This is a genomic window from Streptomyces sp. NPDC017943 (genome assembly GCF_044328425.1).
GTDB lineage: Bacteria > Actinomycetota > Actinomycetes > Streptomycetales > Streptomycetaceae > Streptomyces > Streptomyces djakartensis_A.
Genome location: NZ_JBIRHH010000002.1, coordinates 386,471 through 401,873 on the forward strand (window position 1 = coordinate 386,471; position 15,403 = coordinate 401,873).

The following is a 15,403-nucleotide window of genomic DNA, read 5'->3' on the forward strand; positions in this document are numbered from 1 at the left end:
ACCGGCCCTTCGGCCCCGGGCGTTGACCCGTCTCCCTGCCGCCAGCACAATGGCGGCCACTGTCTGAGAGCGCTCTCAAAGGGAGATCCATGACTGGCAGACCAGGCCCGGCCCTCGGCCGGCGTTCGCTCATCGGGGCCGGACTCGGCATCGGCGCCGCGGCCCTCACCGCCGCCGGCTCGGGGCAGGCCGTGGCGGCCGGTCCGGCCGGCCGGCACCACGCCTCGGCCCCGGCCCGGGGGCATGCCTTCCTCGCCGCCGCCATGGACGCCCACCCCGGCAACGGCACCGTCCGCCTCACCCAGAGCTACACCGACCAGGCCGGCCTGTTCAGCACCGCGTTCACCTACGACAACGCCCTGGCGATCCTGGCCCACCTCGCCACCCGCACCCGGGACGGCCTGGCCCGCGCCCGCACCCTGGGCGACGCCCTGCTGTACGCCCAGCTCCACGACCCGGCGTACGACGACGGCCGGCTGCGGCAGGCGTACAACACCGGGCCGTACACCTTCTACGACGGGACGCCCCAGCCCGACGGGTTCGTCCGGGCCGACGGAACGGCCAACGTCGGCACGCAGTTCGGCTTCACCGGCACAGCGGTGGGGGACATGGCCTGGGCGGGCATCGCCCTGAGCGCCCTGGCCCGGCGTACCGGGGCGCGCCGCTACCTCACGGGCGCCGTGCGCATCGGTGAGTGGATCGAGCGCAACGGCCGCACCGGCGAGCCGCTGGGCGGCTACAAGTTCGGGGTGGACGGGGCGAACCAGAAGCTGCCCTTCACCTCCACCGAGCACAACACCGACCTGGTCTGCCTGTTCGGCCGGCTCGCCCGGCTCACCGGCGACCGGGTGTGGCGGGAGCGCCGCGGCCGTGCCGAGGCGTTCGTCCTGCGGATGTGGGAGCCGTCCGGGGGTTTCTTCTACACGGGCACGAACGACGGGGAGACGGTGAACCGGTCCCCGGTCCCGGAGGACACCCAGACCTGGACCCACCTGGCGCTGGGCTCCTCCCGCCACTCCCGCTCCCTGGACTGGGCGGCGGCTGAGCTGGCCGTCTCGGACCACTCCGGGCGCACCAACAGCACGGTGCCCGCAGGGCAGTCGTACGAGGGCGTCACCTTCAGTTCGGCGAGCCTGCTGGCGAACGAGGACGCGCCGATCGCGTCCGGGCAGCCCAGACCCGACCGCAACGGCGTGTGGTTCGAGGGGACCGCCCACCTGGCCCTCGCCCTGCGCGACCGCGGGGCACGCGGCGACGAGACCCGCGCCCGGCGGCTGATCGCCTCGACCGAGAAGGCCCAGGACCTGCTGGGCGGCGGCCAGACCGTAGGCGGCAGGGCGTTGCCCGAGCGGTGCGGGGTGGTGTCTGCGAGCAGTCCGCTCGACACCGGGTTCGGCTTCGGCTACTACCCGTACCGGCACACGGGCGCGACCGCCTGGTACCTGATGGCGGCCACGCGATACAACCCACTCCGGGCCGGGATCTGACGCTCCGTCGGACCGAGGGGCGGGGACGCGGAACGCCCCGGGCCGTGCGGCCCGGGGCGTTCCGTCAGGCGGGTGGGGTCAGACCAGGTCGAACCGGTCCAGGTTCATGACCTTGACCCAGGCCGCGACGAAGTCCTCGACGAACTTCTCCTTGGCGTCGTCGCTCGCGTAGACCTCGGCGAGCGCGCGCAGTTCGGAGTTGGAGCCGAAGACCAGGTCGGCGCGGGAGCCGGCCCACTTGACCTCGCCCGTGGCGGCGTCGCGTCCCTCGAACGTGGTCTGGTCCTCGCTCGTGGCCTTCCAGGTGATGCCCAGGTCCAGCAGGTTGACGAAGAAGTCGTTCGTCAGCGAGCCGGGCGTCCTGGTAAGGGCACCGAGCTGGGACTGCTGGTAGTTGGCGCCCAGCACGCGCAGACCGCCGACCAGCACGGTCATCTCGGGCGCGCTCAACGTGAGCAGGTTGGCGCGGTCCAGCAGCAGGTACTCGGCCGGCAGGCGGTTGCCCTTGCCGAGGTAGTTGCGGAACCCGTCGGCGGTCGGCTCCAGCGCCTCGAACGACTCGGCGTCGGTGTGCTCCTCGGTCGCGTCCACACGGCCCGCGGCGAAGGGCACCTCCACCTGGTAACCGGCTTCCTTGGCGGCCTTCTCTACGGCGGCGGAGCCACCGAGGACGATCAGGTCGGCCAGGGAGACCTTCTTCGCGCCGGAGTTGAACTCCTGCTGGATGCCCTCGAGGACCCGCAGGACCTGGGCCAGCTCGTCCGGCTCGTTGACCTCCCAGCCGCGCTGCGGCTCCAGGCGGATGCGGGCGCCGTTGGCGCCGCCGCGCTTGTCGCTGCCGCGGAAGGTCGACGCCGAGGCCCAGGCGGTGGACACCAGCTGCGCGACGGACAGACCCGACTCCAGCAGCTTGGTCTTGAGGACGGCGATGTCCTCGGCGTCGATGGCCTCGCCCTCGGCCTCGGGCAGCGGGTCCTGCCACAGCAGCGTCTCCTGCGGCACCTCCGGGCCGAGGTAGAGGGACTTGGGGCCCATGTCGCGGTGGGTCAGCTTGAACCAGGCGCGGGCAAAGGCGTCCGCGAACTCCTGCGGGTTCTCGTGGAACCGGCGCGAGATGGGCTCGTAGATCGGGTCGAAGCGCAGCGCGAGGTCGGTGGTGAGCATCTTCGGGCGGTGCTTCTTCGCCGGGTCGTGCGCGTCCGGCACGATCTCCGGCGCGTCCTTGGCGACCCACTGGTGGGCGCCGGCCGGGCTCTGCTCCAGCTCGTACTCGAACTCGAAGAGGTTCTTGAAGAACCCGTCGCTCCACCGGGTCGGCGTGCTGGTCCAGGTGACCTCGAGGCCGGAGGTGATGGCGTCGCCGCCCTTGCCCGTGCCGTAGGTGCTGCGCCAGCCCAGGCCCTGCTCCTCCATGGAGGCGGCCTCGGGGTCGGCACCGACGTGGTCGGCGGGGCCGGCTCCGTGGGTCTTGCCGAAGGTGTGGCCGCCGGCGATCAGGGCGACGGTCTCCTCGTCGTTCATCGCCATGCGGCGGAACGTCTCACGGATGTCGCGGGCCGCGGCGAGCGGGTCCGGGTTGCCGTTCGGGCCCTCGGGGTTGACGTAGATGAGGCCCATCTGGACCGCGCCGAGCGGGTTCTCCAGATCGCGCTCGCCCGAGTAGCGCTTGTCGTCGAGCCAGGTCGTCTCGGGGCCCCAGTAGACGTCCTCCTCCGGCTCCCAGACGTCCTCGCGGCCGCCGGCGAAGCCGAAGGTCTCGAAGCCCATCTGCTCCAGGGCGACGTTGCCGGTGAGGATCATGAGGTCGGCCCAGGAGATGCTCTGCCCGTACTTCTTCTTGACGGGCCACAGCAGACGGCGGGCCTTGTCGAGGTTGCCGTTGTCCGGCCAGCTGTTGAGCGGGGCGAAGCGCTGCTGTCCGGCGCCGGCGCCGCCGCGGCCGTCGCTGATGCGGTAGGTGCCGGCGCTGTGCCAGGCCATGCGGACCATCAGCGGGCCGTAGTCGCCGAAGTCGGCCGGCCACCAGTCCTGCGAGGTCGTGAGCACCTCGGCGATGTCGCGCTTGACGGCCGCGAGGTCGAGCGCCTGGAAGGCCTCGGCGTAGTCGAAGTCCCCACCGAGCGGGTTGGCCACCTCGGGGTTCTTGGCGAGGATCTTCAGGTTGAGCCGCTCGGGCCACCACTGGCGGTTGCCGCCGCCCTGGGTCGGGTGCAGGGCGCGGTCGTGCGCCACGGGGCAACCGCCCCCCGCCTCCGCCGACTTCGGGTCGGTGACGATCGCGTCGTGGTTCTCGGTCATGGAAATCCTTCCGGACGGGGTGGATCGCGGTGCTCGGGGTGGATCACGGTGTTCGGTGGATCACGTGCTCAGGAACTGCGAGCGGTGGAGCAGGCGGGGCACAGGCCCCAGTAGATGACCTCGGCCTCGTCGACGGCGAAGCCCCGGTCGTCGGACGCGGTCAGGCAGGGGGCGTGGCCGACCGCGCAGTCGACGTCGGCCACGGCTCCGCACGACCGGCACACGAGGTGGTGGTGGTTGTCGCCGACCCGCCCCTCGTAGAGGGCCGGGCTGTTGGGCGGATCCAGACGGCGCACGAGCCCGGCCGCGGTGAGGGCGTGGAGTCCCTCGTAGACGGCCTGGACCGAGATGTGGCCGACGCGGCCGCGCACCTCGGTGGCGATGGCTTCGGCGCCGAGGTGGTCGCCCTCCCGCACGGCCTCGAGCAGCGCGACACGGGCGGCCGTCACCCGCAGGCCGGCGCCACGCAGCTCCTCGGCGGTGGTCGGGGTCCCGGATGCGGTCATGCGGCACAACCTAGCCACACAAACACGAACGACTCAAGGAAACGAACGGTTCAATTTTGATGGCGGGCGGGTGGGGCGGTGCGGGGACTGGGCCGCCGCGACATGTGAGCCGAGTCACAGCGGCATGATCCCGCCCGAGGTCCGCGCGGGACGCGCGCAGCGCCGCCGGCGTCCCGGTGGTTCACGCGTCCGGCGAGGTCAGGCGCTCCAGCCGGGCCGCCGCCGTCGCCGCCCTGCGGTCGGCTTCACGGAGGCGGCGACCGGCCGTGCGGGCCTGCTCGCGGGCCGTCCGCTCGGCGAAGCGCGCCTGCTGGTGCTCGTTCCTGGCGCGCTCCAGTTCCTCGGTGAGCTCACCGACGCGGCGCTGGAGCCGGTCCAGCCGCTCCTCCGCCTCCTGGGCGGCCCGGTCGGCGGCGTCGGCCTCCTCCCGCAGCACGCGCCGTTCCCGCTCGGCGGCCTCGGCGGCCTCCCGGGCCTGCGCCAGCTGCCGCCGCTGCCGCTCCGCGGCCTTCCCGTCCGGGCGGGAGGGCGCGGGTGCGGGCGCGGGGCGGGCCGGCGGGCGCTGCGGCCGGGCGCCCTCGGCGGCCGCCGGGAAGCCGACCGAGGCGCTCAGCGGCTTGTCCAGGCGTCCGGCGGCCCACGTCCGGGCGGCCTCCGGATCGGCCAGGACGGCGTGCAGGGTGTTCTCGACCTCGCGCAGCACGCTCTCGCCGACGGGGTGCCCGGCCTCCCGGGCGAGCTGCCTGGCCTGGGCGGACAGGGCGCGCACCAGGGCATGCTGCCTGCGGCTCAGCTCGCGCAGCTGCTCGCCGTCCAGGTCCTGGTGGGCGCGGCGCAGGCCCTCGCCGAGCCTGAGCAGGGGTTCGACCTCGCCGGGATTGCTGCGGACCAGGAGGTTGCTGACCCAGGCGGCGAGGCTGGGCTTGCGCAGGGCGCCGATCCGCCGGGCGAGATCCCGGTCGCCGGAGGTGCGCGCGGAGGCCACGGCGGAGGCGCGGGCGGCGACGAAGTCCTCCGGGCGGCGGGCGTACAGCTCCTCGGCCACGGTGTCGAAGTCCATGCGCGTCTCCTTCGCGTGCAGGCCCGGGTCCGATGGTCTCAGGACGGGTCGCCGGGGGCTCGCGGAACCTTCCGGAGGGGGCCCGGCCCGCTCCCGGGGGCACCCCCTGCGTGATCGCAGGATCGACGGTTTAACATATGAGCGCCGCCTAGCTCGAAAGATGGACTCGTGACTGTCAACGACGACTCGTTCACCAACTGGAAGAACCGCGAGGAGATCGCGGAGTCGATGATCCCGATCATCGGGAAGCTGCACCGGGAGCGGGACGTGACGGTCCTGCTGCACAGCCGCTCCCTGGTGAACAAGTCGGTGGTCAGCATCCTCAAGACCCACCGGTTCGCCCGGCAGATCGCGGGCGCGGAGCTCTCGGTCACCGAGACGCTGCCCTTCCTGAAGGCCCTCGCCGAGCTCGACCTCGGGCCGTCCCAGATCGACATCGGCATGCTCGCCGCGACCTACCGCGAGGACGACCGCGGACTGTCGGTCGCCGAGTTCACCGCCGAGGCCGTCGCCGGGGCCACGGGCGACAACAAGATCGAGCGCCGCGAGGGACGCGACGTCGTCCTCTACGGGTTCGGCCGCATCGGCCGGCTCGTGGCCCGGCTGCTCATCGAGAAGGCCGGCTCCGGCAACGGCCTGCGCCTGCGCGCCATCGTGGTGCGCGGCGGCGGGGAGCAGGACATCGTCAAGCGCGCCTCGCTGCTGCGCCGCGACTCCATCCACGGCCAGTTCCAGGGCACGATCACCGTCGACGAGGCGACCAGCACCATCGTCGCCAACGGCAACGCCATCAAGGTGATCTACGCCAACGACCCCTCCGAGGTCGACTACACGGCGTACGGCATCAAGAACGCCATCCTGATCGACAACACCGGCAAGTGGCGCGACCGCGCGGGCCTGTCGCAGCACCTGCGCCCGGGGATCGACAAGGTGGTGCTGACCGCGCCCGGCAAGGGCGACGTCCCGAACATCGTCCACGGCGTCAACCACGACACCATCAAGCCGGACGAGCAGATCCTGTCGTGCGCCTCCTGCACCACGAACGCCATCGTGCCGCCGCTGAAGGCGATGGACGACGAGTTCGGCGTCACGCGCGGCCACGTGGAGACCGTCCACTCGTTCACCAACGACCAGAACCTGCTGGACAATTACCACAAGGCCGACCGGCGGGGCCGCTCCGCGCCGCTGAACATGGTCATCACCGAGACCGGCGCCGCCTCCGCCGTCGCCAAGGCGCTGCCCGACCTCAAGGCGCCGATCACCGGCAGCTCGATCCGGGTCCCGGTCCCGGACGTCTCCATCGCGATCCTCAGTCTGCGGCTCGGCCGGGAGACCACCCGCGAGGAGGTCCTCGACCACCTGCGCGACGTCTCGCTGACCTCGCCGCTCAAGCGCCAGATCGACTTCACCACGGCCCCCGACGCGGTCTCCAGCGACTTCATCGGCTCGCGCCACGCCTCGATCGTCGACGCCGGCGCCACCAAGGTCGACGGGGACAACGCGATCCTCTACCTGTGGTACGACAACGAGTTCGGCTACTCGTGCCAGGTCATCCGGGTCGTGCAGCACGTCTCCGGCGTGGAGTACCCGACCTACCCGGCTCCGGCGGCCTGACGGTCGTCGTCCGGATCAGGCCCCGCACACGACCGGGTGCCGTGCCCCCGAGAGGGGCACGGCACCCGGTCGTGCGAACTCAGTGCTTGAAGACGTTCAGTGCTTGAAGACGTCCTTCGTCTTCTCCTTGGCCTGCCGCGCGTCGCCCTTGGACTGCTCGGCACGGCCCTCGGCCGTCAGCCGCTCGTTGCCCACCGCGCGGCCGACCGTCTCCTTGGCCTTGCCCTTGGCCTGCTCGGTCTTCGCCTTGGCCTTCTGCTCTTCAGCCACGGTTCGTTCACTCCAAGTCGTGTCCGACAGCGGGGTCGGTAGTACGGGTGACCGCGAACGGGCAGCTCAAACGTGCCGCCCTTCGGGGGACGCCGTCGGGGTGCGTCAGTGGCAGCACCCGTCGGCGGCTCCCGCCGGCTCCTGACGGCAGAAGCAGGACGCCCGGATCGGCACGTCGGCCAGCGCCGTCGCCAACGTGAGCTGAGAGGCCACCAGGGCCGCCTCACCGGTCTTCCCGGTACGCAGCAGGCACTCGTGGAAACCGTGCAACGCCCAGACGTTGCCCGGGTGTTGCAGGGGGCGCGGCAGGGTGTCGTCCAGGCCCAGATCGGCGCGGTAGACGGCCTCGGCCTCCTCCACCCGCCCCTGTTCCAGCAGCAGCGCCCCGTAGGCGTGGCGGGTGGGCTGCATCCAGCCCCACGGCTCGTCGTAGGGCAGGTTGTCGTCCAGTGCGATGGAGCGTTCGAGGGCGGCGAAGGCGGAGTCGTGGTCGCCCCTGCGGTACTCCAGCTCCCCGTCCAGCATCGCGGAGGCGATCGCGAGGATGTCGTGGCAGGTGTTGTTGAACAGCATGCGGGTCTCGGGCACCCGGCCCACCGCCGCCCGGAACAGCTCCCGTTCCGCCTCGGCGCGGTCCACCTCCCCGGTGGCGGACAGGGCGACGCCGCGCGCGTAGTGACGCATGGCGGTGGTGACCGCGTAGAGCTCCGGGTCGGTGGGGGCCGGCAGGTCCAGGATCTCCTTCCAGCGGCCGAAGCGGATCAGCACGTGCACGCGCATGGCCAGGAAGCCCTCCAGCCAGTCGGCCATGGGCGGGCTCTGCACGCGCAGCAGCTCCTCCGGTACGGCGGCCTCCAGCTCGGCGGCCGAGTCGAGGGCCACACGGGACTGGCCGAGGAACATGGCCCCGTAGATCCGGAAGTGGTGGTTGTGCACCCGGTAGAGGGTGTAGAAGTTCATCGCCCCGGCGCGCCGCCGGTACTTCTCGTCAGCGGCGATCGCGTCGCTGTTCGCGGCGACGACCCGGCGGTAGTCGCCGCACAGGACGTCGAGGTGCGAGGGCATGTGCCGCAGGTGGCCGGCGTCGGGCACGAGGTCGCGCAGCCGGTCGGCGACGGTGAGGGCCTGCTCCGGCGTCGGGGACATCTCCATCAGGTGGATGTACAGGTGCAGGATCCCGGGGTGCACGGCGCCGGCGTCGGTGGCGAGGGCGGCGTCCAGCACCGCCTTGGCCTCCGTGGTCCGGGCGCCCTCGGCCGGGCGGCCGGTGGTGATGTCCCACAGTTGCCAGGGGGTGAGGTTCATCAGGGCGTCCGCGTGGAGGGTGGCGATGTCGGGGTCGCCGGGCGCCATCCGGTACACCTCGCGCATGGCGTTCGCGTAGGGCTCGTTCCACACCGAGCAGTCCGCTGCGGCCTCCGCCTGCGGGTAGCGGGCACGCAGCGCCTCGATGAGGGCCCGTTCGACCGGGGTGGCGCGGGCCGCCGCCTCGTGGGCCCGTTCCACGGCCGCGTGCGTGCGGTCCACGGTGCGCACGAGTTCGTCGCCGTCGAAGGCTTCCCAGGGCTTGTTGTAGTTGGGGCCGAGCGCGTAGGCGATGCCCCAGTACGCCATGGCGCACCCGGGATCGGCCTCGGCCGCCTTCTCGAAGCAGGCGACGGCCTCCTCGTGGTGGAAGCCGTACGTCCAGAGCAGGCCGCGGTCGAACCAGAGCTGGGCCTCGGGGGACGTGGTGGTGACGGGACGGCTGTGGGTACCGAGGTCGTAGTAGTCACCCATGGTCATCTCCTGGGCCGGCGGCCGGGCCGTGGGAGCGGCGGTGATCACACACCCGCGGCTCCCGGTCGATCCTCGCCTCTCCAGGTTAGCCGCCCGGGTACCGGCAGGCCGCGGTGTCGCACGGACCGGGGTCGCTCCGGCCCGCGCGGCGCGGTCGCGAGCGTGGTGGGGGTGCGGGTCAGCTGCTCGTGAGGATCTGCGGGGCCTGGATCTTGATCATGGTGTTGGTCCAGCGGATCTGCCGGAGCGTCTGCGGGTGGCAGTCGCTCGTCAGGGCCAGGAGCCGCTCGTCACGGGTGGCCTGTGCCGCCTGGGCGAGCATCTCCCAGTGCAGGGAGTTCCGGGTGGCCGCCAGGTGCAGGTCGCGCAGGTCGTGCAGGAGGAGCAGGCCGGTGTCGGTGCGCCGGCCCAGGGCCTCGGAGGCCTTCTCCCGGAGGACGGCGAGCGTCCCGGGCGAGGGCGTGGCGCGCGGACCGGGCAAATCGAGGCCGTGGTCGCGGCCGGCCTCGGCGAGGCGGCGGGTGTGCTCGTGCGACCAGCGGGCGATGTCGAGGGCGACGTGGTGGAACTCGTGGTCGCCGCGGTGGCGGGCGGCCGCGGTCAGCAGATCCTGCTCCAGGTCGCGTTCGCCGTCGTGCAGGAGGCGCAGGGTGGTGCCGATGCCGCTCATGAACCGCTCCCCGGCGTCGTCCCGCGGGTGCCGGGCGTCGCGGGTGCCGGGTCCGTACCCGGCCCGCGGCGGGCGACGAGGGTGACGCGCGCGGCGCCGGTCTTGAACAGGGGCTGCTTGGAGACCGGGTCCCAGTCGGTGACGGTGGTCTCGTTGGCGGCGCGGCCGGGGCCGCCGTCGGGCGGCCGGTGGCCCTCCGGGGTGTCCCAGTAACCGTAGTGGAAGGGCAGGAACACCATGCCGTCGCGGAGGGCGGTGGTGCGCAACCGGGCCCGTACGGCGCCGCGCGGGGTGGTGACCTGCACCAGGTCGCCGTCGGCGAGCCCCTGGGTGGAGGCCTCCGCGGGTGAGATCTCCGCCCAGACGTCCGGTGCGGCGGCGTTCAGCTCGGGGGCGCGGGCGGTCTTGGTCCGGGTGTGGAAGTGGTAGACCGTCCGGCCGGTGATGAGTTGCAGGGGGTAGTCGGCCGACGTGTCCTCGTGCGGTGGCAGGTACTCCGCCGCCTTGAGCACCGCCTTGCCGTCCGGGTTGAGGGCACGGTACTCCTCCGCCTCCACGGCCGCCCCGGTCACCAGGTCCCTGCCGTAGCTCTCGCACACGTCGGGCCGGGCATGGTCGAAGCCGTCGGTGTAGAGGCGGGCGGTGCCCTCGGGCGCCTCGTCGGTGCAGGGCCACTGGATGCCGCTGCCGCCGCGCAGCCGGTCGTAGCTCAGGCCGGTGTAGTCGCAGGGGCGTCCGGCGCTGCATCGCTGCCAGGCAGCGAAGGCGGACTCCGGGTCGTGCCAGTGGATCAAAGGTCCGCCGTCCTTGTCGCGGAAATCCATGCGGGCGGCGAAGTCCAGCAGGATGTCCAGGTCGGGGCGGGCCTCGCCGGGTGGTTCGACGGCCTTGTCGGACAGGTGCACGGTGCGGTCGGCGTTGGTGAAGGTGCCGGTCTTCTCGCCCCAGCCGGCCGCGGGCAGGACCACGTCGGCGAGCTGCGCGGTCTCGGTGAGGAACATGTCCTGCGCCACCACGAACAGGCGTTCCTGGGCGAGGATCGAGCGGATGCGCGACAGCTCGGGCAGGGACACGGCCGGGTTGGTGCCGCTGATCCACAGCATGCGGATCGAGCCCTGCTCGGCGTACCGGAAGATCTGCATGGCGTGGGTGGGGGGACCGTAGTGCGGGATGGTCTGCGGGGTCACGTTCCACACCTCGGCCAGTTCCGCGACGTGCGCGTCGTTCTGCCAGTTGCGGAAGCCCGGCAGGTCGCCGTCGGCCCCGCACTCGCGGGTGTTCTCCGCGCTGGGCTGCCCGTTCATCTGCAGCAGCCCGCAGCCGGGCCGTCCCAGCATGCCGCGCAGGAGATGCAGGTTGTTGACCTGGACGGCGGCGGCGGTGGCCTGGTGGGACTGGTAGACGCCCTGGAGGACGGTGGACAGCAGCCGCTCGGCGGTGCCGAGGATCTCCGCGGCCCGCTCGATCTGCGCGGCCGGCACGTCGCAGACGCCCGCCGCCCACGTGGGTGTGCATTGGTGGACCATGGCGGCCAGCTCGTCGAAGCCGACGGTGTGCGCCTCCAGGTAGTCCCGGTCGATCCGGTCCGTGCGGATGATCTCGTGCAGCAGCGCGTCGAGGAGTGCGACGTTGGTGCCGGCGCGGGGGGCCAGGTGGACGTCGGCGCGCCGGGCGACGGGGGTGTGGCGCGGGTCGACGCACACCAGCCGCGGCGGGTCGCCGCCCTCCAGGCGGTCCAGGAGCCGCATCCACAGCACCGTCTGGGTCTCGGCCATGTTGTGCCCGAACAGGGCGACGGTGTCGGCGTGGTCGATGTCCTCGTAGCTGCCGGGCTGCCCGTCGCAGCCGAACGTCTCCTTGAGGGCCTCCGCGGCCGTCGCCGTGCACAGGCGGGTGTTCCCGTCGAGGTGGTTGGTGCCCAGGCCCGCCCGGGCGAGGACCGCGAGGGTGTAGTACTCCTCCAGGAACAGCTGCCCGCTGGTGTAGAAGCCGATCGAGCCGGGTCCCTTGTCGTCCAGCAGCTGCCGGGTGTGTCCGGTGACCCGGTTCATGGCGGTGTCCCAGTCGCACTCCACCAGCCGGCCGTCCTCGCGGATCAGGGGCCGGGTGAGCCGGTCCGGGGAGGCGTTGGCCTGCCAGCCGTAGAGGTCCTTGGGGCCCAGGCGTCCGCGGTTCACCCGGTCGACGGCCCGTCCCCGCACCCCCACCATGCGCCCGTCGCGCACCGCGATGTCCATGGCGTCACCGTTGGAGTGCAGCACGGAGGCGGTCTGCACCCAGCGCTGGACGTCCTGCTCGGCGACGCCGTCGCGCAGGTGCATGTCGACGCGTGCCGGCCAGGGGGCGCCGGCGCCGTAGGGGGTGCGCGCACCCCAGGGGTCCGCGATGCGATCGACCGGGCGGTCCACGATCCCACCTTCCGCTGAGGAACACTGCCGACGACGGGTACCCGCCGGAGCACAGGCAACACAGAGTACGCGAAGTGTGACAAATCAGACGAACGGCCATGCCCGTCCTCATCATCTCGTCGTTCGATCGTGGGAGCTTCGCCGACGGGCTGGCACGCCTCAACTCCCCCTCCATAGGATGTACTTCCTGTCCAGCCAGTCCGTTGGCACGGCACCCTGCAGGGGGAAAGACGATGCATTCCGAGAAGCAGCTGTCCACCGAGATCGACGCGAACGTGCCGACGGCAGCACGCATGTACGACTACTACCTGGGCGGCAAGGACAACTACGCGGCCGACCGCACCGCCTGCGAAGAGCTCGACAAGGTCGTGCCCAGCACCCGCCGCCTCGCGCTGAACAACCGCCGCTTCCTCCAGCGGGTCGTCAAGACCCTCTCCGAGGAGTACGGCATCCGGCAGTACCTGGACCACGGATCCGGCCTGCCGACCCAGGAGAACGTGCACCAGGTCGCCCAGCGCATCGACCCCACCACTCATGTGGTCTACGTCGACAACGACCCGATGGTGCTGGTGCACGGCCGGGCCCTGCTGGAGCAGGACGAGCGCACGACCGTGATCCACGCGGACCTGCGCGAGACCGACCAGATCTTCGGCCACGCCGACACCAAGCGGCTGATCGACTTCGACGAGCCGGTGTGCGTGCTGTTCAACTCGGTCTTCCACTGCATCCCGGACAGCGACACCGACGGCCCGCTGGCGGTCGCCCGCCGCGTGCGGGAGCGCCTCGCGCCGGGCAGCTTCATGGTGATGTGCCAGCTGGTCAGCGAGGATGCCGAGGTCCGGAAGTTCGTCACGGACTTCATGGACCAGGCCACCCACGGCAACTGGGGCCGGGTGCGCGAACCGAAGGACGTCGAGGCCTACTTCGAGGGCCTGGAGATCCTGGAGCCGGGCCTGGTGGAGGTGTCGAACTGGCGCCCCGACAGCGAGGTGGCGCCCCGTCAGCTCACCCACGAGTGGATCGAGTTCGGCGGAGTGGGCCGTCTGCCCCTGGAGGGCTGAACCGGCCGCGCCGGCTCTCCCGGCGAACCGCCCCTCGGCGGGGACCACGCGGTCCCGCCGAGGGGCGGTTTCACGTCAGGTGTAGCGCTGCTCCATCGTCTGGTGCAGCAGTTCCAGCGTGTCCCGGGGCTTGAGCGCCTCGTCCGCGAGACGGTCCAGCGCGATCCGGTACTCCTCCGTCTCGTCGCGGTCCTCGAGGAAGTTCGCGCTCTTGATGTGCTCCAGGTAGACCACGTCGGGCAGGTCGAGACCACCGAAGCGCAGGTACGTGACGGGGATGGCGGGCGCCGAGGCGTTGGTGACGCTCAGCGGCACGACCTGGAGCGTCACATTGGAGCGCTCGGCCATCTCGATGAGGTGGGCGAGCTGATCACGCATCACCTCGGTGGAGCCGAGGACGCGCAGCAGCACCGACTCGTCGATGATCGCCCAGAGTTGGGGCGCTTCTGGCCGCAGCAGCAACTGCGCCCGGTGCTTGCGCAGCTCGACGCGCCGCTCCACCTCGCTCGCCGGGGCGTTCGGCAGACCGCGCTCGACCACCGCCTTGGTGTACTCGGGCGTCTGCAGCAGGCCGGGCACGTACTGGATCTCGAAGGTACGGATGGTGGCGGCGGCCTCCTGCAGCCCGACCAGACGGTCGAACCACTCGGGCATCAGCCGCTTGTCGTAGCGCTGCCACCAGCCGGGCTCGCCTGCGCGCTGCAGCAGTTTGAGCAGCACGGAGGCCTCGTAGTCCTCGGTGCCGTACAACCGCAGCAGCGCACGGACGTCGTTCTCCGTCGGAGGGCGGCGGCCCTTGCCCGACTCGATGCGGGACAGCTTCGCGGCACTGAAGCCGACTTCGCGCGCCGCCTGGTCCTGGGCGAGCCCGGCATCCTCACGGAATCCGGCGAGCTGCACACCGACCAGCATCTTGAGCAGAGTCGGCGCCGGCTCGGACCTGTCCAGGTAGGGTTCCAGACGGGAGATGCGATGCGACGCGGCGGACATCCTGACTCCCAGCGAGACCGGCACAAGGGCGATTTACACTATCGCACTTCACCCGGCCTTCACGCATCCGCCCGCAACAGCCGTTCAAAAACGATGTGTTGAGCTCCGCTTCACCGCGGGGGCGCGTACCGGGAAGAGGACCTCACACGAGGTGGTCGAACTCGCCGTCCTTCGCCCCGGCCAGGAAGGCCGCCACCTCCGCCGCCGTGTAGACCAGCGCGGGCCCGTCGGGGTCGCGGGAGTTGCGGACCGCGATGCCCCCGTCCACGAGGGGGGCCACTTCGACGCAGTTGCCCTCGGCGTTGCTGTGCCGGCTCTTGATCCAGCAGGCCTCCAACGAGCTGGCCCGCACTCCGTTCTTGACTGGTGGCACCGCAGTCTCCTTGCTGTTCTCGTTCCCCGCCGTACACGGTGTGCCCGGCCGTCGCACCGAGCCGGGCCTCGTCCCCTCGGCCGGGCCCGCCTCGACTCCACGCCTCGGCTCGCGTACCCATCACGGCTTGTTTTTCACGCAATTTCTCGTGCAATTGCACGCGAGCGCCTTCAGCGTGGATAATAGCTGCGGCGTCAACCCCCGTGCTGGCGCCCCGTCCTGACGTCGCATCGGGGAGATGCCGTGTCATCACCTGCGCAGCACGTGCTCCGGCAGCCCGGCGAGGCTGCGGCGCGTACCGGGACACCCGGACCGCGCCACTGCTCGCCGCCGGGCCCGGCGACGACGACGCCGTACGGGGCACCGCCGTCGGTGCCGGGGACCCCCCCGCAGTACGCGGGCCCCCTGGCCGCCTCGGCCTCGCTCCCCGTGGAGTGCAGCCGCGAGGGTTTCGCCCGGGCCCGGTCCTTCACCCGGGACACGTTGCACACCTGGTCGCTGGACCACTGCTGCGACGACACCACGCTGATCGTCACCGAACTCGCCGCCAACGCCGCGACGCACGCCGCACCGGCGCCCTCGCCGGAGGGGACCGCAGCGGAGATCCGGCTCGGCTTCGTCCTGGAACCGGCACATCTCCTGGTCACCGTCTCCGACGGCGACGACCGCCCGCCACTGTGTGCGCCGGCCGGCGTCGCGCTGGAGGAGAGCGGACGGGGACTGTGCATCGTCGAGGCCCTGTCGGAGGCGTGGGGCTGGGTCCCCACTCCCCCCGCGGGCAAGACGGTCTGGGCCAAGCTGCCGACGCGTTCCGGCGTGGCCTTGCCTCCCCCCTCCTGTCCGCCCACGATCCGACCGCCCATCTGACCCGACTGCCGCGGAAAGGC

General features: G+C 71.7%; 13 protein-coding genes. 4 read left to right on the forward strand and 9 right to left on the reverse strand.

The features are described 5' to 3' along the window. Nucleotides 1-89: 89 nt before the first annotated feature. Entirely contained in the window at nt 90-1,487 is a 1,398-nt protein-coding gene (locus tag ACH4C6_RS06575) for a Tat pathway signal sequence domain protein (RefSeq protein WP_398107401.1), read from the forward strand. 78 nt (nt 1,488-1,565) lie between these two features. On the opposite strand, the gene katG is transcribed toward ACH4C6_RS06575, so the two are convergent. The 3 genes from katG to ACH4C6_RS06590 all read right to left on the reverse strand — a co-directional run bounded on the left by katG (nt 1,566) and on the right by ACH4C6_RS06590 (nt 5,351). Then, entirely contained in the window at nt 1,566-3,785 is a 2,220-nt protein-coding gene (katG, locus tag ACH4C6_RS06580) for a catalase/peroxidase HPI (RefSeq protein ID WP_398107402.1), read from the reverse strand. 68 nt (nt 3,786-3,853) lie between these two features. After that, nucleotides 3,854-4,291 (reverse strand): Fur family transcriptional regulator, encoded by a 438-nt coding sequence (locus tag ACH4C6_RS06585; protein ID WP_369192931.1) that lies wholly within the window; start codon nt 4,289-4,291, stop codon nt 3,854-3,856. A 181-nt stretch (nt 4,292-4,472) separates the two neighbouring features. Next, the gene (locus tag ACH4C6_RS06590; protein ID WP_398107403.1) at nt 4,473-5,351 is read right to left on the reverse strand and encodes a hypothetical protein; all 879 of its coding nucleotides are present in this window, start codon (nt 5,349-5,351) and stop codon (nt 4,473-4,475) included. A 168-nt stretch (nt 5,352-5,519) separates the two neighbouring features. Here ACH4C6_RS06590 and ACH4C6_RS06595 point away from each other — a divergent pair, with 168 nt between their 5' ends. Then, nucleotides 5,520-6,965 (forward strand): glyceraldehyde-3-phosphate dehydrogenase, encoded by a 1,446-nt coding sequence (locus ACH4C6_RS06595; RefSeq protein ID WP_398107404.1) that lies wholly within the window; start codon nt 5,520-5,522, stop codon nt 6,963-6,965. 96 nt (nt 6,966-7,061) lie between these two features. On the opposite strand, the gene ACH4C6_RS06600 is transcribed toward ACH4C6_RS06595, so the two are convergent. The 4 genes from ACH4C6_RS06600 to ACH4C6_RS06615 form a co-directional block, all read right to left on the reverse strand. Further along, nucleotides 7,062-7,235, reverse strand: coding sequence for a CsbD family protein (locus ACH4C6_RS06600; RefSeq protein WP_369192928.1), 174 nt, complete (start codon nt 7,233-7,235; stop codon nt 7,062-7,064). A gap of 105 nt (nt 7,236-7,340) precedes the next feature. Next, a complete protein-coding gene (locus ACH4C6_RS06605) occupies nt 7,341-9,014 on the reverse strand; it encodes a hypothetical protein (RefSeq protein ID WP_398107405.1) in 1,674 nt (557 codons plus the stop codon). Between the two features lie 178 nt (nt 9,015-9,192). Then, nucleotides 9,193-9,684: a hypothetical protein gene (locus ACH4C6_RS06610; RefSeq protein ID WP_398107406.1), complete on the reverse strand. Its 492-nt coding sequence runs from the start codon at nt 9,682-9,684 to the stop codon at nt 9,193-9,195. Then, on the reverse strand, nt 9,681-12,092 hold the full coding sequence (locus ACH4C6_RS06615; RefSeq protein WP_398107407.1) for a molybdopterin oxidoreductase family protein: 2,412 nt from the start codon (nt 12,090-12,092) through the stop codon (nt 9,681-9,683). The genes ACH4C6_RS06610 and ACH4C6_RS06615 overlap by 4 nt, the downstream gene beginning before the upstream one ends. A 233-nt stretch (nt 12,093-12,325) precedes the next feature. Here ACH4C6_RS06615 and ACH4C6_RS06620 point away from each other — a divergent pair, with 233 nt between their 5' ends. Beyond that, nucleotides 12,326-13,153 (forward strand): SAM-dependent methyltransferase, encoded by an 828-nt coding sequence (locus ACH4C6_RS06620; protein ID WP_398107408.1) that lies wholly within the window; start codon nt 12,326-12,328, stop codon nt 13,151-13,153. Nucleotides 13,154-13,228: 75 nt separating this feature from the next. Here ACH4C6_RS06620 and ACH4C6_RS06625 read toward each other — a convergent pair whose 3' ends face one another. Together ACH4C6_RS06625 and ACH4C6_RS06630 are read right to left on the reverse strand one after the other, a co-directional pair. Next, nucleotides 13,229-14,143, reverse strand: coding sequence for a helix-turn-helix domain-containing protein (locus tag ACH4C6_RS06625; RefSeq protein ID WP_398107409.1), 915 nt, complete (start codon nt 14,141-14,143; stop codon nt 13,229-13,231). A 142-nt stretch (nt 14,144-14,285) separates the two neighbouring features. After that, nucleotides 14,286-14,516, reverse strand: a complete 231-nt coding sequence (locus tag ACH4C6_RS06630; RefSeq protein WP_398107410.1) for a DUF397 domain-containing protein — start codon at nt 14,514-14,516, stop codon at nt 14,286-14,288. A 372-nt stretch (nt 14,517-14,888) separates the two neighbouring features. Here ACH4C6_RS06630 and ACH4C6_RS06635 point away from each other — a divergent pair, with 372 nt between their 5' ends. Beyond that, nucleotides 14,889-15,383, forward strand: coding sequence for an ATP-binding protein (locus ACH4C6_RS06635; protein ID WP_398107411.1), 495 nt, complete (start codon nt 14,889-14,891; stop codon nt 15,381-15,383). Nucleotides 15,384-15,403 lie beyond the last annotated feature (20 nt).

Coding starts and splice junctions, on each gene's coding strand:
- ACH4C6_RS06575 (WP_398107401.1), top strand. CDS start 90: ATGACTGGCAGACCAGGCCCGGCCCTCGGCCGGCGTTCGCTCATCGGG.
- katG (WP_398107402.1), bottom strand. CDS start 3,785: ATGACCGAGAACCACGACGCGATCGTCACCGACCCGAAGTCGGCGGAG.
- ACH4C6_RS06585 (WP_369192931.1), bottom strand. CDS start 4,291: ATGACCGCATCCGGGACCCCGACCACCGCCGAGGAGCTGCGTGGCGCC.
- ACH4C6_RS06590 (WP_398107403.1), bottom strand. CDS start 5,351: ATGGACTTCGACACCGTGGCCGAGGAGCTGTACGCCCGCCGCCCGGAG.
- ACH4C6_RS06605 (WP_398107405.1), bottom strand. CDS start 9,014: ATGGGTGACTACTACGACCTCGGTACCCACAGCCGTCCCGTCACCACC.
- ACH4C6_RS06610 (WP_398107406.1), bottom strand. CDS start 9,684: ATGAGCGGCATCGGCACCACCCTGCGCCTCCTGCACGACGGCGAACGC.
- ACH4C6_RS06620 (WP_398107408.1), top strand. CDS start 12,326: ATGCATTCCGAGAAGCAGCTGTCCACCGAGATCGACGCGAACGTGCCG.
- ACH4C6_RS06625 (WP_398107409.1), bottom strand. CDS start 14,143: ATGTCCGCCGCGTCGCATCGCATCTCCCGTCTGGAACCCTACCTGGAC.